Origin of the sequence: Streptomyces sp. NPDC059373, assembly GCF_042751495.1 — a bacterium.
In the GTDB taxonomy this organism is placed as follows: Bacteria; Actinomycetota; Actinomycetes; order Streptomycetales; family Streptomycetaceae; genus Actinacidiphila.
In genome coordinates this window covers 1-20,265 of the sequence record NZ_JBHYXC010000071.1, presented here as the reverse complement: position 1 = coordinate 20,265, position 20,265 = coordinate 1, and the positions used below count along the sequence as shown (strand labels likewise).

18 protein-coding genes are annotated in these 20,265 nt (G+C 70.6%); 13 read left to right on the top strand and 5 right to left on the bottom strand.

The features are described 5' to 3' along the window. From ACFXJ5_RS39865 to hemC, 4 genes are all read left to right on the top strand, one after another. The coding region (locus tag ACFXJ5_RS39865; protein WP_384642984.1) for an aldose epimerase family protein at nt 1–603 on the top strand (603 nt) is incomplete at its 5' end. Nucleotides 604–832: 229 nt separating this feature from the next. After that, on the top strand, nt 833–1,438 hold the full coding sequence (locus ACFXJ5_RS39860; RefSeq protein ID WP_384642981.1) for a hypothetical protein: 606 nt from the start codon (nt 833–835) through the stop codon (nt 1,436–1,438). Nucleotides 1,439–1,518: 80 nt separating this feature from the next. After that, nucleotides 1,519–2,127 carry a dihydrofolate reductase family protein gene (locus ACFXJ5_RS39855; protein WP_384642978.1) on the top strand — a complete coding sequence of 203 codons (609 nt, stop codon included), beginning with the start codon at nt 1,519–1,521 and terminating at the stop codon, nt 2,125–2,127. A 53-nt stretch (nt 2,128–2,180) separates the two neighbouring features. Next, complete coding sequence (gene hemC / locus ACFXJ5_RS39850; protein ID WP_384642975.1) at nt 2,181–3,116, top strand: hydroxymethylbilane synthase; 936 nt, start codon at nt 2,181–2,183, stop codon at nt 3,114–3,116. 5 nt (nt 3,117–3,121) lie between these two features. On the opposite strand, the gene ACFXJ5_RS39845 is transcribed toward hemC, so the two are convergent. Then, complete coding sequence (locus ACFXJ5_RS39845; protein WP_384642972.1) at nt 3,122–4,078, bottom strand: zinc-binding alcohol dehydrogenase family protein; 957 nt, start codon at nt 4,076–4,078, stop codon at nt 3,122–3,124. 106 nt (nt 4,079–4,184) lie between these two features. On the opposite strand from ACFXJ5_RS39845, the gene ACFXJ5_RS39840 reads away from it, so the two are divergent. From ACFXJ5_RS39840 to ACFXJ5_RS39830, 3 genes are all read left to right on the top strand, one after another. Beyond that, on the top strand, nt 4,185–5,108 hold the full coding sequence (locus ACFXJ5_RS39840) for a LysR family transcriptional regulator (protein ID WP_384642990.1): 924 nt from the start codon (nt 4,185–4,187) through the stop codon (nt 5,106–5,108). A gap of 40 nt (nt 5,109–5,148) precedes the next feature. Continuing rightward, the gene (locus tag ACFXJ5_RS39835) at nt 5,149–6,666 is read left to right on the top strand and encodes an MFS transporter (RefSeq protein ID WP_384642969.1); all 1,518 of its coding nucleotides are present in this window, start codon (nt 5,149–5,151) and stop codon (nt 6,664–6,666) included. Nucleotides 6,667–6,866: 200 nt separating this feature from the next. After that, nucleotides 6,867–7,070, top strand: coding sequence for a hypothetical protein (locus tag ACFXJ5_RS39830; RefSeq protein ID WP_384642966.1), 204 nt, complete (start codon nt 6,867–6,869; stop codon nt 7,068–7,070). 108 nt (nt 7,071–7,178) lie between these two features. Here the strand turns inward: ACFXJ5_RS39830 and ACFXJ5_RS39825 are convergent, their stop codons facing one another. After that, complete coding sequence (locus ACFXJ5_RS39825) at nt 7,179–8,516, bottom strand: jacalin-like lectin (protein ID WP_384642987.1); 1,338 nt, start codon at nt 8,514–8,516, stop codon at nt 7,179–7,181. A 322-nt stretch (nt 8,517–8,838) separates the two neighbouring features. Here ACFXJ5_RS39825 and ACFXJ5_RS39820 point away from each other — a divergent pair, with 322 nt between their 5' ends. The 4 genes from ACFXJ5_RS39820 to ACFXJ5_RS39805 all read left to right on the top strand — a co-directional run bounded on the left by ACFXJ5_RS39820 (nt 8,839) and on the right by ACFXJ5_RS39805 (nt 13,089). Then, on the top strand, nt 8,839–9,765 hold the full coding sequence (locus ACFXJ5_RS39820; protein WP_384642963.1) for an intradiol ring-cleavage dioxygenase: 927 nt from the start codon (nt 8,839–8,841) through the stop codon (nt 9,763–9,765). Nucleotides 9,766–9,945: 180 nt separating this feature from the next. Continuing rightward, entirely contained in the window at nt 9,946–11,754 is a 1,809-nt protein-coding gene (locus tag ACFXJ5_RS39815; protein ID WP_384642960.1) for a pyridoxal phosphate-dependent aminotransferase, read from the top strand. A 46-nt stretch (nt 11,755–11,800) separates the two neighbouring features. Beyond that, a complete protein-coding gene (locus ACFXJ5_RS39810) occupies nt 11,801–12,178 on the top strand; it encodes a VOC family protein (protein ID WP_384642958.1) in 378 nt (125 codons plus the stop codon). 104 nt (nt 12,179–12,282) lie between these two features. After that, a complete protein-coding gene (locus ACFXJ5_RS39805; RefSeq protein WP_384642955.1) occupies nt 12,283–13,089 on the top strand; it encodes an intradiol ring-cleavage dioxygenase in 807 nt (268 codons plus the stop codon). On the opposite strand, the gene ACFXJ5_RS39800 is transcribed toward ACFXJ5_RS39805, so the two are convergent. Beyond that, on the bottom strand, nt 13,090–13,884 hold the full coding sequence (locus tag ACFXJ5_RS39800; protein ID WP_384642952.1) for an EI24 domain-containing protein: 795 nt from the start codon (nt 13,882–13,884) through the stop codon (nt 13,090–13,092). Between the two features lie 345 nt (nt 13,885–14,229). On the opposite strand from ACFXJ5_RS39800, the gene ACFXJ5_RS39795 reads away from it, so the two are divergent. Next, nucleotides 14,230–15,525, top strand: coding sequence for a peptidase S8 (locus ACFXJ5_RS39795; RefSeq protein WP_384642949.1), 1,296 nt, complete (start codon nt 14,230–14,232; stop codon nt 15,523–15,525). A gap of 73 nt (nt 15,526–15,598) precedes the next feature. Here ACFXJ5_RS39795 and ACFXJ5_RS39790 read toward each other — a convergent pair whose 3' ends face one another. After that, a complete protein-coding gene (locus ACFXJ5_RS39790) occupies nt 15,599–16,075 on the bottom strand; it encodes a hypothetical protein (protein WP_384642946.1) in 477 nt (158 codons plus the stop codon). Between the two features lie 79 nt (nt 16,076–16,154). Beyond that, a complete protein-coding gene (gene arfA / locus ACFXJ5_RS39785; RefSeq protein ID WP_384642943.1) occupies nt 16,155–17,666 on the bottom strand; it encodes an arabinosylfuranosidase ArfA in 1,512 nt (503 codons plus the stop codon). Nucleotides 17,667–17,931: 265 nt separating this feature from the next. Here arfA and ACFXJ5_RS39780 point away from each other — a divergent pair, with 265 nt between their 5' ends. Next, complete coding sequence (locus ACFXJ5_RS39780; protein ID WP_384642940.1) at nt 17,932–20,016, top strand: glycoside hydrolase family 36 protein; 2,085 nt, start codon at nt 17,932–17,934, stop codon at nt 20,014–20,016. The last annotated feature ends 249 nt before the right edge of the window (nt 20,017–20,265 follow it).

Below are 20,265 nucleotides of genomic sequence, written 5' to 3'. Positions count from 1 at the left end.
GCCCTCACCCGGCGCGGCGACTGGCGCGACGACTACGCGGCGACCACCGACCGGGCCACCGTCGTCAACCTCACCAACCACACCTACTTCAACCTCGCCGGGGAAGGCAGCGGCAGCGTCGACGACCACCGGGTCGAGATCGCCGCCGCCCGCTACACCCCCGTCGACGCCGACCTGATCCCCACCGGCCGCCTGGCCGCCGTCGAGGGCTCGCCCCTCGACTTCCGGCGGCCCAAGGCGATCGGCCGTGACATTCGCGCCGCCTACCGGCAGCTCGTCCACGCCAACGGCTTCGACCACAACTTCGTGCTGGACAAGGGCGTCACAGCCGAGCCCGAGCACATCGCGACGGTCACCGACCCGGCCTCCGGGCGGGTGCTGCGGATCGCCACCACCGAGCCCGGCGTGCAGTTCTACACCGCCAACTTCCTCGACAGCTCCTTCCCCGGCACCTCGGGCCGCGTCTACCGCCCGGGCGACGCCTTCTGCCTGGAGACCCAGCACTTCCCGGACTCGCCGAACCAGCCGTCCTTCCCCTCCACGGTGCTGCGGCCCGGGGAGACGTACCGTACGACGACCGTGCACACCTTCGGCACCTGCTGAGCCCTGCGGGCGGGGGCGACCGGGATTCTCACCCGGTCACCCCCGCCTGTCGAATTCATCGGGCGATAACGGGTAATCACCGGTGGGCCGTCCGGGAATGTTCTCGGCCACCAGGATGATACCGGCGGGAAGCATGTGTGTACGGGGGTACGAATTCGTCGATAAAGCCGGAGTAAAGACGGAAATACCTTTCCGTCAAGCTCTGGCCCGAATCGACGAGGAGTACCGCATGAGTCCTGAGAACAGGACCCCGGTGCCGCCCAAGCCGTTCCTCATACGGCACGGGCGGCTGACCAGCAGCATTCTCGCGCCGCTGGTCGTCGCCACAGGCATGCTCGCCTTCGCCGGGACGGCCGCCGCCGCCCAGCCCCCGTCAGGAGGCGACAACCACTGCTACCGCACCACCGACGGACGGCACCCGAGGCCGTGTCTGATCAGCATCCCCGGCCCTCAGGGCAGGCCCGGCCCGCAGGGCGTCCCCGGCCCGTGCACGGACCTCGACGCTACCCAGCAGTCGGACGCCGAGGAGTTCGCCATCGCGGTCGTGCCGGGCGCGACCTTCGGTGGCCACCGGCTCGACACCTCGACCACCCTTGGCACTTACCAGTGGACGAACCTCTCCACCGGCACCTTCGCGGCGACCTATCCCACGACCGCCTGCGCCGGCGCGCTGAACTTCTCGGGCAAAGAGATTCAGTTCAAGGTCATCACCCTCGGCGGTGATGTCTACGAGACCATCTGCGCCATCAACGGACTGGTCCTGGACTGCACTGCGGGCCAGACCGGCCACCCCCTCGTGACCGGCACGTGGCACCTGCTGGCGAAACCGGCCTGACCGATGAGTTTCCCTCCGGGGCGCCGTCTGAGTAGGTGAAGGCAAGCCGATCGGACACCCCAGCGCCCCGGAGGCACACCATGACCGCGATCACCCTCACCACATTCCTCACCCTCGACGGGGTTATGCAGGCCCCCGGCGGCCCGGAGGAGGACCCCAGCGGGGGCTTCGACCTGGGCGGATGGCTGGTGCCGTACAGCGACGAGGACATGGGACGGTACGTGACCGAATGGTTCGCGCAAGCGGACGGCTTCCTGCTGGGGCGGCGGACGTACGAGATCTTCGCGTCGTACTGGCCGAAGGTCACCGACGAGGACAACCCGGTGGCGTCGGGGTTGAACTCGCTGCCGAAGTACGTGGCGTCCACGACGCTGGACAAGGCGGAGTGGAACAACTCCACCCTGATCCAGGGGGACGTGCCCGCGGCGGTGGCGGAGCTGAAGAAGCAGCCGGGCCGTGAGCTGCAGATCCATGGGAGCGGTGCACTGGCGCAGAGCCTGATGGCGCACGACCTGATCGACGAGTACCGGCTGTGGATCTACCCGGTCGTCCTGGGCAAGGGGCGCCGGCTGTTCGCCGAGGGCGCGGTGCCGACGGCGCTGAAGCTGGTGGACCACCGGGTCACCGGCACGGGGGTCGCCGTGCACGTCTACCGGCCGGACGGGCGCCCGTCGTACGGGAGCTTCTAGGCGCGCATCCGGGGCTGGGGCGGCGCACGAGTTGGAGGCCCTATCGTGTACGTATGGCTTCCCCTGAGCTGATCCGTATCGTCTCCCGTTCCTCGCCCATGGCCCTGGCCCAGGTGGAGCGGGTACGCGCCGAACTGGCCGCGCTGCGGCCGGATATCCGTACGGAGGTCGTGCCCGTCACCACCTCCGGCGACCGCTGGATGGGCGACCTGGCCCGGCTCGGCGGCAAGGGCGCGTTCACCAAGGAGGTCGACGCGACACTGCTGGCCGGCGAGGCCGACCTGGCCGTGCACTGCGTCAAGGACGTGCCCGCAGACCGCCCGTTGCCGGCCGGCACCGTCTTCGCCGCGTTCCTCCGGCGCGACGACATCCGCGACGCCCTGGTCCACCCCGGCGGCCTCACCCTGGACGAGCTGCCGGCGGGTTCGCGGATCGGCACCTCGTCGGTGCGGCGGGTCGCGCAGCTGGCGATCTCGCACCCGGAGCTGCAGTGCGTACCGATGCGCGGCAACGACAACCGCCGCCTGGCCAAGCTCGAGGCGGGCGAGGCCGACGCACTGCTGCTGGCGGCGGCGGGCCTGGAGCGGATCGGCGAGGAAGGGCGGATCACCGAGATCCTGTCGGTGGAGACGATGTGCCCGCCGATCGGGGCCGGTGTGCTCGCGCTGCAGTGCCGGGAGGACGACGACACCGTCATCGACACGGTCTCCGCGCTGGGCGACCCGAACACCTGGCGTGAGATCACCGCCGAGCGGATGCTGCTCCACGTTCTCCAGGGCCACTGCAACTCCCCCATCGCCGGCTACGCCCGCGCCGAGCGCGACGGCCGCCTCTCCCTGCGCGCCCGCGTCTTCACCCCCGACGGCAAGACCGTCCTCGACGCCCACGAATGGGCCGGCCCCCTCGACCCCGCGACCCTCGGCACCTCGGTGGCGGTGGCCCTGCTCCGGCAGGGCGCGCGCGAGCTGATCGACGGCATCCCGCACTGAGGAGCCTAGGGCCGCAGTACGACCTTGCCCGTCGTCCGGCGCGCCAGGAGGGCCTCGTGGGCCTGCCGGGCCTGCGCCAGCGGGAACTCGGCGCCCACAAGCGGCCGTAGGCGACCCGCGGCGGTGAGGGCGAGCAGTTCCGCCAGCGGCTCGGCGTAGACGCCCGGGAGCGTGAGCGCGGGGCGGAGCCAGAAGCCGACGACGGCGAGGTTGTGGTCGGCGAGGTGGGCGGGGTCGACCGGGGTGCGGCCGGCACGGGATGCGTTGCCGTAGGTGACCAGGCGCCCGAAGGGTGCGAGGACGGACAGCGCGGCCGTGAAGGCGGGGCCGCCGGTGGCGTCGAGGACCACGTCGGCGAGGCGGCCGCCGTTGGCTGCCCGGACTCGCTCGCGGTAGCCGTCGGGCGCGCTGTCGACGGCGGCGTCGGCGCTCAGGCGCAGGGCGAGTTCGCGCTTGGCGGGGCTGGACGCGGCCGCGATGACCCGGCCGGCGCCGAACTCACGGGCGAGCTGGAGCGCGAGCGAACCCACCCCGCCCGCCGCCGCGTTGACCACCACCGACTGGCCCTCGCGCAGCTGGGCCGACGTCCGCAGCAGGTGCCAGGCGGTGAGCCCCTGGATGAGGACGGCCAGCGCCTCGCCGTCGCCGACGCCGTCCGGAATGGTCACTGCGTCGTCGGCCGCGATCAGGGCCCGTTCGGCGTAGCCGCCCCCGGCGAGGGTGAGGGCGAGCACCCTGCGGCCGTCGGGGGCGCGCCCGGCGACCTCGCCACCGGGGACGTGCGGGAGGTCGGCGGCGGTGAGGTGGGAGCCCTCGGTGCGGTGGGTGTCGGCGTAGTTGACCCCGGCCGCGGTCACGTCGACCAGGAGCTGCCCGGCGCCGGGAACCGGGACCGGGTCGGGGAGTCGGGCGGGGATGAGGACCTCGGGGCCGCCGAAACGGGTGAAGTGGATGGCTCGCATGACAGGTAACCGTAGGCGGCTCGTACAGGCCGGGGCAGGGTCGTGGACGCGGGGAACGGGCCCTTCCATGAACACTGCTCATGGAAGGGTCTACGGTATGGGGGTGATGACTCCCGCGCCCGACCTCCTGCCCGCCGAACTTCGCGTCCTCACGGCCGTCGACAGCGAGGGCAGCTTCTCGGCGGCCGCCGTCCGCCTCGGCCTGACGCAGTCCGCCGTGTCGTATGCGGTCCGTACCGTCGAGCGCAAGATCGGCGCCGTCCTCTTCGACCGGGGCCGGCACGGAGCCCGGCCCACCCCGGCAGGCGAGCGGGCGGTGGCGCACGCACGCGGGGTGCTGCGCATGCTGGAGGTGCTGCGGGCCGACGCCCGGGCGGCGGCCGGATCGGCGGAGGGCCTGGCAACCCGCATCCGTATCGCGGCCTTCCGCAGCGCGGCCGCCCACCTGCTGCCGACGGCCCTGGCCCGGCTGACGGCGCGGCATCCGGGGGTCTCGGCGGACGTCGCGGTCGTACGCGACCTGGGCCGCGGCTCGGCCGGCGAAGTGGCGGACGGCCGCGCCGATCTGGCCATCGTCAACCTCCCGGCCCGCGGCATCCCGGACAGCGCCCGTCTGGTGTCCGGGACGCTCTTCGACGAGCCCTTCGTCCTCCTGCACCCCGCGAACCACCCCGACCCGCGCGGCCTCCCCCTCATCAACTGGGACGAGAACTGCACCACCCCCACCAAACGCTGGTTCGCCGAGCAGGACTGGCTCCCCCCGGCCACCGTCGAGGTCGCCGACGACAGCGTCGTCCTCTCCATGGTCGCCCACGGCATGGGCATGGCCGTCGTCCCCCGCCTCACAGCCGCCGACGCCCCACCCCAGGTCGCCACGACAGACCTGACCGGCACCGAGCCACCCCCGACCCGCACCGTCGGTTACGTCACCACGGCCGAGCTGGCCCGGAGCACCGCCGTACGGGATCTCGTAAGGGAGTTGAGGGCCCTCCGACCTGCGACGACAGCCCTCGAAACCCGTCCTCGATAGCGGACAGAAGCTGACCGCAAGGCCTCGTAGCGTGGTCTTCATGGACACCACGAACAGCGCCTACAGCGCCAACGCGCAGGCACAGCCGCACAAGTGGCGGTGGCTCGGCTACACCGCGGTCATCTCCGCCAGCGTCATGGATCTGCTCGACTCGACCGTCGCGAACGTCGCGGCGCCCACCATCCGCGCCGAGCTGCACGGCTCGTACGCCGACCTCCAGTGGATCGCGGCCGGTTACACCCTCGCGATGGCGGTCGCGCTGCTGACCGGAGGGCGGCTGGGGGACATGTTCGGCCGCAAGCGGGTGCTGCTGGCCGGGATCGCGGGGTTCACGCTGACCTCGGTGGCCTGTGCGACGGCGGTGTCGCCGGAGATGCTGATCGTGGCGCGGCTGTTGCAGGGCGCGTCCGGGGCGGTGATGATCCCGCAGGGATTCGGGCTGACCAAGGATCTGTTCCCCGGGGAGGAGATCAAGAAGGCCTGGGGCATCTTCGGGCCGCTGATGGGACTTTCGGCGGTGCTCGGGCCGATCGTGGCGGGGCTGCTGATCAGTGCGGACGTCTTCGGCACCGGCTGGCGCATGATCTTCGGCATCAATCTGCCGATCGGGGTCTTCGCCTTCGTCATGGGCCGCCGCTTCCTCCCCGACGTCGCGCCGGCCGCGCGAACGACCCGACTCGACCTGCCGGGCGTGCTGTTGGCGGCCGTCGGTGCCTTCCTGCTGGTCTTCCCGCTGGTGCAGGGGCGTGAGCTGGGCTGGCCGCTGTGGGTCAAGGCGATGCTTGCCGCCTCGCTGCCGGTCCTGGCCGGCTTCGCGCGGTACCAGGTGCTGCGCAAGCGCTCGGGGCGTACGCCGCTGATCGAGCCGAGCGTCTTCACCAAGCGGGCGTACGTCTCCGGGGTGGCCTTCGCCATCGCCTTCGCCGCCGCGATGGGCGGAACCATCCTCACCCTCGGCCTCTTCCTGCAGGTCGGCCTGGGCTACTCGGCGCTGCACTCCAGCCTCACCACCGCGCCCTGGGCGCTGGGCGCGCTCTTCGGCTCGGCCTTCGGCGGGATGCGGATGCAGCAGCTCGGCCGCCGGGTCCTGCACCTCGGCCTGCTGCTGATGGGCGGCGGCATGCTCGCCCTGTACGGGGTGTTCCAGTGGGCCGGCGCGGGGATCACGCAGTGGGACTTCACCGCGCCGTTGCTGGTCGGCGGCGCCGGGATGGGCATGATCTTCGTACCGCTCTTCGACATCATCCTCAGCGGGGTCGACGGCCACGAGATGGGTTCCGCCTCCGGCGCCCTCCAGGCCCTGCAGCAGCTCGGTTTCACCCTGGGCATCGCCATCCTCGGCACGCTCTTCTTCGGCACCCTGGGCGACGCGGCGACCGGGCCGGCCGCCCATGTCGCCGCCGCCCTCGACGGCGCGAAGATCACCGCCCTGTGCACGGTCGGGACGATCGCGGCGGCCTTCCTGATCGGCTTCTGGCTCCCCAAGTCAGCCCGCCCGCAGGAGGATTCGGCCGGGACCGGGACGGCGGAGCGGATCCCGGAGCCCGCTGTCGCGTGACGGCGGGGCGGTAGCATCCGGAATACCGGCGGGAGGCTGGCCGTTGCCGTTGCCGTGGCCGCCGTCGCCGTCTCCACCCTCGTGGCGGGTGCGGCGTCCGCGTCGGCCGCCCCCGCAGCGCCACGCACGTCACCGACGCCTCGAAGAAGGGCAGGAGCGTCTCCGCCCTGCTGACCCACTTCAAGGGCGGCGACCTGACCGTGACCGTGGACGCAACCGGCACCGGCACCGCCAAGCACACGTGGACGCTCGACGTGGACGGCGAGAAGTTCGCCGCCAAGTCCTACACGGAGAAGGCCAAGGCGAAGACCTGGGTCATCAACGACCTCCCCACCGGCCATGTGAAGCCCACCGCCCCGGCCTCCAAGAACCAGGTCACCAAGGTCACGCTGGACGCGAAGTAGGACCCCCGGGCGGCCCGGTGAAGATTTCCCCCTCACCGGCCCGCCCGGTCCAACGGTCTTCCTGTGGTCGTCACGGGTGCCAACGGACCAACAGGCCCAGGGTGTTTCCTACCGCTGGGTGTAGATGAAGCCGATCTTGTCGACCTCGTCGCCCGTCCTGCCGTGGAATCCGGCTATCTGCCAGCCGGACGGCGCGGTGCGGGTCACGCAGTCCGAGGTCGTCGTGCCCCCGGCGAGCGTGTTGCCGAGATTCGTCGTGAACTTGGCGTAGAAGATCCGGGTGGTGCTGTTGTACTTGCCCTCGCAGAGATACGCCGACGTCACGTACTCGCCGCTGCCGAGCGTGAGCGACGAGGCGGTGCCGCCGGTCCCGCCGTGCGTGAGCGCCGTGCCGGTGCTCAGCGTCAGGCCCATCCGGTCGACCCGGGAGCCGCTGCGCAGCGAGACCGTTGTGGCGCGGCCGGCCGCCGGCACGCTGTTGATGTCGTTGAAGTAGTCGCCGTGCGGGCCGCCGAACTGGTCGCTGAGCTGGAAGGCCGCGTTGCGCGCCCAGGAGAACTTCACGGTGATCGGGTCGTGGTCGGAGAGCATGAGCCCGGAGGAGTCCTCCAGGAAGGACGCGTGCTCGTTGTTGTAGTAGGTGGCGTTGAGCGTGACGAGCTTGCTGCTGCGGTAGAGGACCTTGTCGACGACCTCGCAGGTGTTGGTGATCGCGCTCTCGTCGCAGACCAGCGCGTCGCTGCCCTTGGTGGGGGCGGTGCCACCCCGTTCGAGCTTGACCCAGGCGTCGGTGAGGCCGTTGTTCGAGGCGAAGTCGGCGATGGTGTCGGCGGTGCGGGTGTAGCGGGTGTTGGTGTCGCCCATCACCACGACGGCGTTGCCGGCCGAGTGGGTGCCGATGAAGGACGTGAGCTGGCTGAGGTTGTCCGCGCGGGACGTCTCGTCACCGTCGTTGGTCCCGGCGTTGGTGTGCAGGTTGTAGAAGTCGACGTAGACGCCTTCGGCGAGGCGCTCCCGCATGAAGGTGAATCCCTTGGGGGTCAGACAGTCGCCCGAGTCGACCTGGCAGGAGTTCCAGCCGACCCGCTCGAAGTCGTCGCCGTCGTAGGCGTAGTCGGAGAGCGTGTTGAGGCCGCTGCCGATGCCCGCGCCGCCACTGGTGGCGGTGCGGTACGGGTGCGAGTCTGCGGCGTAGAGGTAGGCGTGGTAGTTGAAGTCCTCCTGGACGTTGACGATGTCGTACGGGCCGAGCCGCTGGCCGATCGCGGTGGTGCTGGTGTCGCGCGGGGTGTCGGCGCTCGACAGGCTCTCGGGCAGGCCGGCGACGTTGTACGTCAGGACGTTGAAGGTGCCGCTGTCGGCAGCGGCGGCGGGGGTGGCGCCGGCGAGCGTCAGACCGGCGAGCGCGAACGCTCCCGCGGTGAGACAGGTGAGCAGTCTTCGCATCATGAGGGGACCTCTCTGTCGGGGGCGCCTGGGGTGGTGCATGGGGTGGTACCTGGGGACGCCGGCGCTGGGGGGCCGGCGCACAGGCAAACCTGTTCGGGACATGCCAACACCTAGCAAACGCTTGCCGGATCGCCGCCGTCAACGGCGAGAACACCGGTGTCGTACCGCCGGTAACCTACCGCTGAACTCGCCTTGCCCGACGGGGACTTCCGCCACACGCGCATACTGCGCAATCACCCGGAGCCGCCGACCAGGACTTCCACGCAATCCATAGGTCAATGACGACGCACTCACAGACGGGCCCCCTAGCGTCCCGGACATGACAGACACCAGCCCCAAACACAAGGCCGGAAGCCGCATCAGCCGCCGTCGCGTGGTCGTCGCCGGCTCGGCGGCGGCCGCCGTGGCCGGACTCGGTGTGGCCGGTGCGGCGTTCGCCGACACCACGACCTCCGACTCGGCCACGGCCGACGCCACCGCGACCTCGAGCTCGACCAGCACCACCTGTTACACGCTCACCGAAGAGGTGACCGAGGGCCCGTACTCCCTCGACGGCGCGCTCATCCGCAAGGACATCAGCGAGGGCAAGCCCGGCTTCCCGATCGAGTACACCTTCACGCTCGTCGACACCTCGGCCGACTGCGCGCCGCTGGCCGACGCGCTGGTCGAGCTCTGGCACTGCGACCACCTGGGCGAGTACTCCGGCTTCGTGGGCGGCAACGGCCACACCGAGACCGACGACGACACCTTCCTGCGCGGTGGCCAGGTCACCGACAAGCACGGCAAGGTCAGCATCACGTCGATCTGGCCCGGCCACTACGTCTCCCGGGCCGTCCACGTCCACCTGCGGGTGCACATCGGCGCCACGCTGGCGGACGGCACCTACTCCGGCGGCACCATCTGCCACACCGGGCAGCTCTTCTTCGACCCGGACCTCAACGCCACCATCCAGAGCCTCGCGCCGTACTCGGACAACACCACCGCGGAGACGCTCCTGGCCGACGACTCCGTCTACGACGACGCCGGCGCGTCCTCCGGGCTGCTCACCATCAAGTCCTGCGGCAAGAAGCCCGCCAAGGGCTACAAGGCCACCCTCACCATGGGCGTCGACTCCACCGCGACCAACTCGGGCGGCGGCGGCACTCCGCCCACCGGTGAGCCGCCGTCCGGCGCCCCCACCGACGCGCCCAGCGCGAGCGCGTCCGCTTCGGACTCCGCCTCCGCCTCTGCCTCCGCCTCCGCGTAAAGAAGGCATAAGTAAGAGATCAAGAGGCGGAACTGTAGCCGGTCCGTGCTTCCCCTGTCTCCCAAACGCAACTTAGGCCCCACGTGTGGGTGACTATGGTGCACCCTCATTCGAGGGCGGGGGAAGCAACGGGTCGTGTGTTCACCACAGCACGGCCCACGTGACCGAGGAGGTCCCGCCGTGACTGTCGCAGTCGGCAACGCCGTTGGTGCCGCGAGTGCTCTGGAGCTCTTCCGCTCCAGCACCGCGCACACCCCGTCCTACTTCGCGCTGGGCCGCGCGGGCGGCGGCAACAGCGACATCGTGGACTTCTGCATCCCCTGCAACCCGTACTTCCCCACCCCGGAGATGTTCGACCGCCTCACGGGCATGCTCCGCGACATCCTCACGTACTACCCGAGCAGCGCCGAGACCGTCATCGCCGAGCTCAGCAGCACGCTCGGGCTCAATCCGCAGACCGTCGCGATGGGCAACGGCTCCACCGAACTCATCACCTGGATCGACCACTTGCTGGTCCGCGACAGCCTCGCGGTCCCGATCCCCACCTTCGGCCGCTGGACGGACCAGCCGATGGAGACCGGCAAGCGGGTTGACATGTTCCTGTTGCCGGAGGCCGGGGGCTTCGCCCTGGACCCGGCCGCCTTCGTCTCCTTCATACGCGCCCGGGGCTCACGTACGGCAGTGATCTGCAACCCCAACAACCCCGACGGCGGCTACCTCCCCCGGCACGCCGTCATCGGCATACTCGACGCCCTCTCCGACCTGGACCTCGTGATCGTCGACGAGTCCTTCATGGACTTCGTCGACGCCGAGGCCAACCCCAGCGTCGCCGACGAGGCCGCCCTGCGCCCCAACGTCGTCGTCCTGCGCAGCCTCGGCAAGAACTTCGGCCTCCACGGCATCCGCTTCGGCTACATGGTCGCCAACCCCGCCATCGCCGGGAAGGTCCGCAGAGCGCTCCCCAAGTGGAACCTCAACTCCTTCGCCGAAGTCGTCGTCTTCATGATCAGGGAGTACCGCCAGGAGTACGCCCAGAGCCTGCGCATGCTCAGCCGCGACCGCCAGGAGATGACCTGGCAGCTCGCCGCCCTCCCGGGCATGACCGTCTTCCCCTCCCAGGGCAACTTCGTCTTCGTCAAGCTGCCCGACGGCGTCGAAGGCGGCATCCTGCGCGACCGCCTGCTGGCCGAACACGGCGTCCTCGTCCGCGAATGCGGCAACAAGCTGGGCAGCAGCAGCCGCTTCATGCGCCTCGTCGTCCGCTCCCAGCCCGACGTCCAGCGCCTCCTCACCGGCCTCAGCACCGTCATCTACGGCAGCACCTGGTACGCCGCCCCGCCCGCCGCCGCGGCCCCACCGGCCCCGCCGGTCGGCCCCCAGTACCACGCCCAGGTCGTCGGCCAGGAGTCCCAGGCCTACCCCGCCGCGCCGCCCGCCCCCGAGCAGCCCGCCCTGTACGCCGCCCAGCCGGCCCAACCCGAGCCCGCCGCGCCCGTCTACGCGCCCCAGCCCGCGCAGGAACCGGCCGCGGCGCCCATGTACGCCGCCCAGCCGATGCAGCAGCAGCCCCAGGTCCAGTACGCCCAGCAGCAGCAACAAGAGTACGCCCAGCCGTACGCCGCCCAGCAGCAGCCCGCACCCGAGCAACTCCAGCAGTTCCAGCAGTTCCAGCAGCAGCCGCAACAACCGCAGTACCAGCCCGAGCCGCAGCAACAGCGCCAGCCACAACCGCAGTACCAGGCCCCACCGGAGCAGCCGCAGTACCAGCCCCAGCCCCAGCCCCAATCGCCGCCCCAGGCGTACCCGGCCCAGGCCGCGTACATGACCCAGGGCATCGAGCAGCCGCCCCTGGCCCAGCCCGCCACCCAGGCCGTCCAGGAGACCGCCGTCTTCTACCCCGACCAGGCCGCCGACGTCCCCCCGGCCTTCTTCCCCGCCCAGCGCACCACGAGCGGCGTCAAGCCCGCCCTCTACTGGCAGGACGCGTAGGCCGCATACGCTGCGTCCAGCCGGCACACTCACACCTGGAGGCGGCGTGGCCCGGGCTCCTCGGTTCTCGCTCTCGACGGTGGTCCTGGACTGCCAGGACGCCCACGCCCTCGCGGAGTTCTACCGGCGGCTGCTGTCCTGGGAGGTGGCGGCCACCGAGCCCGAGTGGGTCCTGATCAAGCCCCCTGGCGGCGGAACCGGCCTGTCCTTTCAGGCCGAGTCGGGCTACGAGCCCCCGGTGTGGCCGGAACGACCGGCGGAGCAGCAGAAGATGCTCCACCTGGACATTCGGGTCGACGACCTGGAGGAAGCCGTGGCGTGTGCGCTCGCCCTCGGTGCGACGCTCGCCGGCTTCCAGCCGCAGGAGGACGTCCGCGTCCTCCTGGACCCGGCCGGGCACCCCTTCTGCCTCTGGATCGACTGACGTCGCCTGAGCGGGCGTCAGGTTCCGGCCATGTCACGGCTCCCATGAAACACACAGCCCGCTGATACGAAAGCCACAGCATCCACTCCTACGTTTCCATGCCCATGACAGATACCCCCACACCCCAGGATGCGCCGCACACCCGCCGCAGCATCCTCGCCGCCGGAACAACGGCGGCCGCAGCCTTAGGACTTGGCGCCGCAGGTCTCGCCACCGGAGCGGGGGCGGCCGAGGCCGCGCCCGCTGCGGCGGCGCGCCCCACCCGCAGCGCGAGCGCCTCCGCCACCACCTCCGCGAGCGCGTCGAGCAGCGTCTGCACGCTGTTCTCGGAGGTCACCGAAGGCCCCTACTACCTCGACGTGGCCCTCGTACGCTCCGACGTCACCGAGAGCAAGGCAGGGGTGAAGCTCACCCTCAACCTCACGGTCGTCGACAGCGGCACCTGCGCGGTGCTGCCCAACGCCCTGGTCGAGATCTGGCACGCGGACGCCCTGGGCGAGTACTCCGGGTTCGTCGGCGCCAACGGCCACAGCGAGTCGGACGACGGTACCTTCCTGCGGGGCGGTGTCCTGACCAACGCCGCGGGGCTGGCGACGATCACCACCATCTACCCGGGCTGGTACCGGGGCCGGGCGATCCACATCCACCTGAAGGTGCACACCGGTGTCACCGTCTCCAACGGCTCGTACACCGGTGGAACGGTGGTCAACACCGGGCAGCTGTTCTTCGACGAGACCGCCACGACGGCCGTCGCCAAGGTCTCGCCGTACTCGACCAACACCGTCACCCGCACCACGCTCAGCCAGGACTCCATCTACGGCGGCGGGGGCGCCCAGGACGGGCTGCTGACCCTCAGCGGCTCGGCCACCGCCGGCTACACGGGCACACTCACCCTCGGAGTCGACGCCTGATCAGTCCTTACGCAGGCTGGGTTGCCCCGGAGCCGCTTCTGGCTCCGGGGCAACCTGCGGTTCCGGCAGCAGGTCGCGTACGAGAAGCGTGGCGCCGGCGACCGCCCCCGGCATCGCGAAGACGGCCACCAGCGGCACCAGGAAGAGCAGCACCAGCGGCACGCCGAAGCCCAGGGTCAGCATCAGCCGCCCGCGCAGCAGCCGCAGCCGCTCCCGCAGCGGCACGGCCCGGCGCTGGAAGGCGACCGCCGTCAGCTCCAGGGCGAGGAAGAATCCCGAGACGCAGAAGCCGACGACCGGGACGACGGTCTGGCCGACGAACGGGATGAAGCCCAGGGCGAAGAGAGCGATGCCGAAGGCGGCGACGCGCAGCAGTACGCGGACGCTGTCGCGGGCGGAGAGCCACAGCTCGCGCCACCACGGCAGTTCGGGGGCGTCCGGGGCCCCGCCCTCCGTCTCGTCGACGCGTTCGGCGAGGGACTCGTAGAAGGGCTGGCCGACCAGCAGGGTCACGGCGGTGAAGGAGATCACGGCGATCAGCAGCCCGCCGCCGAAGACCACGACGGTGAGCAGGCCGCGGAAGAGGCCCTGCCAGGGGGAGCTCCAGCCGTCGGCGAAGGGCGTGGCCCAGGCGGTGGCGTCGTCGGCCCAGAGGGCGAGGACGACCAGAGCCGCCGCGTAGCCGACGAGGGTGATCAGGGCGGGCAGCAGTCCGAAGCCGAACCACCGGCCGTGCCGGAGGACCCAGCGCTGGCCGCCCGCCAGGTGTCGTATGCCTGCCGCAAGATCTCGCATGGGCGGAAGCGTAGCCGGGCGGGGCGGAAGCGTAGCCGGGCGGGCGGCCCGGGCGGGCCGACAGCAGGACCGGGTGGTACCGGCAGGACGGCCGCAGCGGTCCGCGCGCGCCGGCACCTCGGCAACCCAAAGGAAATTCAAAGGTCTCTGACATTTCTGTGAGTTGCGCCATGGAACGGCAATCGAAGCCCCTCGTAAGGGATTTGACGCGGCAAAGCAGAGGTTTGCTTTCTCCTTCAGGCCTTGTTGTCGCGCACACATCAAGCCAAGGTCATCACGGCTGACAATGCCACGCACCCGCACCCGCACCGCCCCTGCCCCACCCCAACTCCAGGAGGCTGTACGTTGCGAACCACACCCCCCACCAAAAGGTTCCGTCGCATAGGTGCCGCCGTCATCGCGACGGCCGCCCTCGTCCTCACCGCCTTCGGATCCGCCGGAACGGCGGACGCGAGGGCCGCGGTCACCAAGGTCACCCCCAAGGTCACCTGGGCGAAGGCATGTTCCACCCCCAAGGCCGGCTACGCCGCCTGCAACGCCAAGCGCGTGACCGGCGGAGTCACCGAGTACATGGCGGACAAGGCCTTCAAGAAGGGCGTCACCCCCAAGGCCGCCGACGCCACGACCCCCTCCGGCTTCGGGCCGACCAACCTGCGGTCCGCGTACGGCCTCACCTCGGCCGCGGCCTCCAACGGCTCGGGCGAGACGATCGCCATCGTCGACGCCTATGACGACCCCAACGCCGAGGCGGACCTCGCCACTTACCGGTCGTACTACGGCCTGTCGGCCTGCACCACCGCCAACGGCTGCTTCAAGAAGGTGAGCCAGACCGGCTCCACCACCTCGCTCCCGTCCGGCAACACCGGTTGGGCCGAGGAGATATCCCTCGACGTCGACATGGCCAGCGCCATCTGCCCCAACTGCAACATCCTGCTGGTCGAGGCGACCTCCGCCAGCTACGCCAACCTCGGCACGGCGGTCAACCGGGCCGTGACGCTCGGCGCGAAGTACGTCTCCAACAGCTACGGCGGCTCCGAGTCGTCCTCGGAGACCAGCTACGACACCAGCTACTACAAGCACGCCGGTGTCGCGATCACCGTCAGCTCCGGTGACTCCGCCTACGGCACCGAGTACCCAGCCACCTCCCAGTACGTCACCGCCGTCGGCGGCACCAAGCTGGTGACGTCCTCCACCACCCGGGGCTGGACCGAGACCGTCTGGAAGACGAGTAGCACCGAGGGCACCGGCTCCGGCTGCTCCTCGTACGAGACCAAGCCGAGCTGGCAGACCGACACCAGCTGCACCAAGCGCATGGAGGCCGACGTCTCCGCCGTCGCCGACCCGGCCACCGGAGTCTCGGTCTACGACTCCTACGGCATCACCGCCGGCTGGTACACCTTCGGCGGCACCAGTGTCTCGTCCCCGATCATCGCCGGCGTCTACGCCCTGGCGGGCACCCCGTCCACCAGCTCCTACCCGGCGAAGTTCCCGTACACCTACGCGGGCACCTCGTACCTCAACGACGTGACCAGCGGCAACAACGGCACATGCACCGTGTCCTACTACTGCACCGCCACCACCGGTTACGACGGTCCGACCGGCTGGGGCACCCCGAACGGCGTCACGGCCTTCGCGGGCTGACGCGCCGGCACACAGCCGAGGCGGGTCCCGTCCAACGGCGGACGGGGCCCGCTTCCTCCTGTGTTCCTGGGGATTACACCACCACCTCACAGTGCGTGGTGCCGGACGGGGCAGGGTCGAAGAGGCACACATCGCTGTCGGCCTGACCGTCGACGGTGCCGCTGTTGGCGGTGCCGGACTCGTCGTCCTCTGCGGTGACGAAGATGATGTCGGTGCCCGCTCCTCCGAGGATGGAGCCGGTGGCGGCGTTGCCGCCGTCCACGTCAATGAGGTCGGCGCCATCGCCGCCGTCGATGGTTCCGGCGTTGACGCCGTCGACGGTGATCAGGTCGGTGTTGCCCAGACCGGTGATGGTGGTGCCGGCATTGACGCCGTTCTCGCACTCGATGTCATCGACGCCGGCGGTTCCGGTGATGGTCGTCGAGGTGACGGACACGTCGTTCACGGTGCAGGTCGTCGGGACGGGGGCCGGACCAACGGCGGCGTTCGCGGGCCAGCCGGTGAGGACGGAGGCGGTGAGCAGGGCCGTTACAGCGCATATACGGATCATGAACCGAGCGTCAGGTCCGGCCGCACGCTCCGCAATCGCAGCCGTCCACCCTAGTGAACGGCTGCGATCGAACGGAGTATCAGACCAGCCGGATCACATTCCACGACAGCGGCTTGAGCGTGGCCCGCAGCGCGCCGTCCTCGATGCCCGTGCCGTCCACCGCGTGGGGCGTGACGCGGTCGGGGCTGTCCGCGGTGTTGACGGCCTCCGGGTCGTCGTCGGCGAGCACGCTGTGCTCGACGACCTCGCCGACCGCGAGCCCGAGCAGACCGACCTCCAGGGGGAGCGCCTCGGTCCGGCTGCGATTGACGGCGAAGACGGTCACCGCACCCGTCTCGTCGTCGACGACGGCGGTGGCGTGCAGCAGCGGTACCTCGCCGAAGGCCTTGGTCTCGTACGTGGGGCTGTCCACGTTGACCTGTAGGACACGCCCGCGGCCGTACCGGCTGGCCTGCGCGAAGGGGTAGAAGGTGGTCTGCCGCCAGGCCGGGCCGCCGGGCTCGGTCATGATCGGGGCGATGACGTTGACCAGCTGGGCGAGGCAGGCGACGGTGACGCGGTCGGCGTGCCGGAGCAGCGCGATCAACAGCGAGCCGAGGACGACGGCGTCGGTGACGGAGTAGACGTCCTCAAGGATCCGCGGCGCCTCCTGCCAGTCCTCGACGGGATGCGGGTTGGGCCGCTTCTGGTACCAGACGTTCCACTCGTCGAAGGAGAGGTTGATCCGCTTCCTGGACTTCAGCCGGGCGCCGACGTGGTCGCAGGTGGCCACGACGTTCTCGATGAAGGACTCCATGTCCACCGCCGACGCCAGGAAGGAGTCGCGGTCGCCGTCGTGCTCCTCGTAGTACGCGTGCAGGGAGATGTAGTCCACCAGGTCGTACGTGTGCTGCAGGACCGTGGACTCCCAGGCGGCGAAGGTGTCCATGCCCTGGCCCGAGCTGCCGCAGGCGACCAGCTTCAGGTCCTCCCGCCAGTCCTGCTGGCGCATGGCCCGGGCGGTCTCGGCGGCGAGCCGGCCGTACTCCTCGGCGGTCTTGTGGCCGGTCTGCCAGTCGCCGTCCACCTCGTTGCCGAGGCACCACAGCCGGATACCGAAGGGGTCCTTGTCGCCGTGCGACACGCGCAGGTCCGACAGCGCGGTGCCGCCCGGGTGGTTGGCGTACTCCTGGAGCTCCAGGGCCTCCTGGACACCGCGCGTGCCCAGGTTCACGGCGAGCATGGGCTCCCCGCCGACCTTGCGCAGGAAGTCGATGTACTCGCTCAGCCCGAAACGGTTCGTCTCCGTCGACCGCCACGCCAGGTCGAGGCGGCGCGGCCGCTCGTCCCCGGGGCCGACGCTGTCCTCCCACTTGTAGCCGGAGACGAAGTTCCCGCCCGGGTAGCGGATGGCGGTGGTGCCCAGCTCGCGCACCAGCTCCAGGACGTCCTGCCGCAGGCCCTCCGTGTCGGCGGTGGGGTGGCCCGGCTCGTAGATGCCGGTATAGACGCAGCGGCCGAGGTGCTCGACGAAGGACCCGAACAGACGTGGGTCGACCTTCCCCACGGAGAAGGCGGGATCGAGGGCGAAGCGGGCGGTGCGAGGAGACATGATTCCCTTGTTCCCTTTCGGAATGACGGTCAGCACGCGACGGGCGCTGGAAGAGCATGGGCCGCGACGACAGCAGCACAACGATGAAGAAGACCCTCCCACCGTTCGAAATACCGAATACCGCTCGTAACTCCGAACGGGAACGTAGGATCGAAACGTTTGCTCGTCAAGCCTTCGGACAGCATTCGAAGGTCACGCGGTGAGCGCTTACCGTCGCGCCAGCTATCGAACATCGGACGGCATCTCGAACACACGGGGGCAAGACGTGTACGTATGGGACGACTTGACCGTCCGCTATCCGGCCGCCCCGGGCGCCGGTGCGCCGGGGTTCGAGCTGCTGCCGACCGCGCTCGCGAACCGGGTCGTGGCTCCGCGCGAGAGCATCGACGAGGCCGCCGCCCGGCACCACCCCGACACCGGTTCCCCGCGCGGCATCGAGCCGCTGGCGTCCGCTGCGCGGGCGGGCGACGCGATGCACGAGCCGTTCGCCGGAGCCCGGACACTGCGGCGCAGCGCGACCGAGGCGGCGCTGCGGCTGCGAAGGCAGCAAAACGACGACAGCGCCATCACCACCGAACTCATAACCCCCGACGGCCTGTTGCTCGTGCACCGAGTGACCAGGGGCGACGGCTTCGTACGCGTCCGTACGACCGCCGTGAACGAGAGCGCCGAACCAATCACGCTCGACCTGCTGACCTCCTTCACCCTCGGCGGCATCACGCCCTTCGCACCGGACGACGCCCCCGAGCCCGACCGGCTGATCGTGCACCGCATCCGGTCCGCCTGGAGCGCCGAGGCACGGCCGGTGTCGGAGTCCGTCGAAGCGCTCGGCCTGGAGCGGCCCTACGTCAACATCGGCACCGTCGCCGAACGCTTCGGCTCGGCCGGGAGCATGCCCGCGGCCGGCTGGATGCCCTTCCTGGCAGTCGAGGACACCGCCGCCGGCGTCACCTGGGGCGCCCAGCTCACCACCACCGGCCCCTGGCAGCTGGAGCTCACACGCTCCCGCGACGGCCTGGCCCTCGCCGGCGGCCCCGCCGACCGGGACTTCGGCGGCGCCCGGCCACGACTCGCCCCCGGCCAGTCCTTCCAGGCCCCGGAGGCAGTGCTTTCGGTCGTCCAGGGCGGCCTCGACGAGCTCTGCGCGCGCCTCACCACAGCTCAGGCCCACCATCCCAGGCCAGGCCTCGAACCCTCCCTCCCCGTCCAGTTCAACGAGTACGCCACGACCTGGGGCAACCCGACACACGACCGCGTCCTCGCCCTCGCCGACCGGCTGCGCGGCACGCCGGTGCGCTACTTCACCATCGACTGCGGCTGGTTCAGCGAGCCCGGCGCCGACTGGGGTCGCAGCCACGGCGACTGGGAAGTGAGCACCACGCGCTTCCCCAAGGGCCTTGCGGCCACAGCGCGGGCCCTGCGCGAGCGCGGCTTCGTCCCCGGCCTCTGGTGGGAGCCGGAAACGACGGGCGAACTATCAACGGCATACGGCGACGCCGCATCGCACATCCACCGCGACGGGGTCCCGGTCCATGCCTCCGCCCGCCGCTTCCTGGACCTGCGGCGGCCGGAGATCGCGGAGCCGCTGCTGGACCGTATGACGGCCGCTCTCAAAGACTTCGGCTACCTGAAGATCGACTACAACGCGAACCTCAACGCCGAAGGAGACACGGTCCGGGAGGTCGTCGCCGCCTCCCAGGACTTCTTCCGCGCCCTCTCCGCTCGCCGGCCCGACCTGGTCATCGAGAACTGCTCCGGCGGCGGCCACCGCATCGCCCCCGGATACGCGGACCTCACCGCCGTCTCCTCCGGCTCCGACGCCTTCGAGTCCCGCGAAGGCCCGGTCATCGCGGCCAACCTCCACCGCGTACTCCTCCCCCGGCAGTCCCTGGTCTGGGTCACCGTCCGCGAGGACGACACCGACGCCCTCCTCCTCTCCAAGCTCGCCGCCGGCTTCCTCGGCCGCCTCTGCCTGTCCGGCGACCCCGACCGGCTCGACGACGCCGCCTGGCAGCGCGTCCTTGACGCCCTCTCCCTCTACGAACAGGCCGCCCCCCTCATCGACTCCGGCACCTCACGCCACGGCGGCACCCGCCCCGCCCACGCCATGCGCAACCCCACCGGCTGGCAATCCCTCCTCCGCCTCTCCCCCGACCGCACCCGCGCCCTCGCCGTCCTCCACTCCTTCTCCGCCCCCGCCGGCCCCGCCACGGTCACCCTCCCCCCAGGCCACTGGCGCGTCACCGGCGCCCTCGCCCCACACGGCGCACCCCTCTCCATCGCCGGCCCCCGACTGCGCTGGCAATCCCCACCGCAATGGTCCGGCGCGGTAGCACTGCTCTCGCAATAGGAGCCTGCGCCGCGCTGAGAGTAGGCCTCCCCCACCCACCCACCCGGCAGACAACGACGGCGGGGAGGTCCGGGTTCGCACCCACCCACCCACCCGCCGGGCAACAGCGGCGGGGAGGTCCGGGTTCGCACCCACCCACCCACCCACCCACCCGCCGGGCAACGGCGGCGGGGAGGGCCGGGGTCGGAGGGGTGGGGGTTCTGGACGCTCCGCATATTTGTGTGCGGCATGCCGGGCAAGGCAACGGAC

Coding starts and splice junctions, on each gene's coding strand:
- ACFXJ5_RS39835 (WP_384642969.1), top strand. CDS start 5,149: ATGGACACCACGAACAGCGCCTACAGCGCCAACGCGCAGGCACAGCCG.
- ACFXJ5_RS39825 (WP_384642987.1), bottom strand. CDS start 8,516: ATGCGAAGACTGCTCACCTGTCTCACCGCGGGAGCGTTCGCGCTCGCC.
- arfA (WP_384642943.1), bottom strand. CDS start 17,666: ATGTCTCCTCGCACCGCCCGCTTCGCCCTCGATCCCGCCTTCTCCGTG.
- ACFXJ5_RS39820 (WP_384642963.1), top strand. CDS start 8,839: ATGACAGACACCAGCCCCAAACACAAGGCCGGAAGCCGCATCAGCCGC.
- ACFXJ5_RS39840 (WP_384642990.1), top strand. CDS start 4,185: ATGACTCCCGCGCCCGACCTCCTGCCCGCCGAACTTCGCGTCCTCACG.
- ACFXJ5_RS39805 (WP_384642955.1), top strand. CDS start 12,283: ATGACAGATACCCCCACACCCCAGGATGCGCCGCACACCCGCCGCAGC.
- ACFXJ5_RS39845 (WP_384642972.1), bottom strand. CDS start 4,078: ATGCGAGCCATCCACTTCACCCGTTTCGGCGGCCCCGAGGTCCTCATC.
- ACFXJ5_RS39790 (WP_384642946.1), bottom strand. CDS start 16,075: ATGATCCGTATATGCGCTGTAACGGCCCTGCTCACCGCCTCCGTCCTC.
- ACFXJ5_RS39860 (WP_384642981.1), top strand. CDS start 833: ATGAGTCCTGAGAACAGGACCCCGGTGCCGCCCAAGCCGTTCCTCATA.
- hemC (WP_384642975.1), top strand. CDS start 2,181: ATGGCTTCCCCTGAGCTGATCCGTATCGTCTCCCGTTCCTCGCCCATG.
- ACFXJ5_RS39855 (WP_384642978.1), top strand. CDS start 1,519: ATGACCGCGATCACCCTCACCACATTCCTCACCCTCGACGGGGTTATG.
- ACFXJ5_RS39800 (WP_384642952.1), bottom strand. CDS start 13,884: ATGCGAGATCTTGCGGCAGGCATACGACACCTGGCGGGCGGCCAGCGC.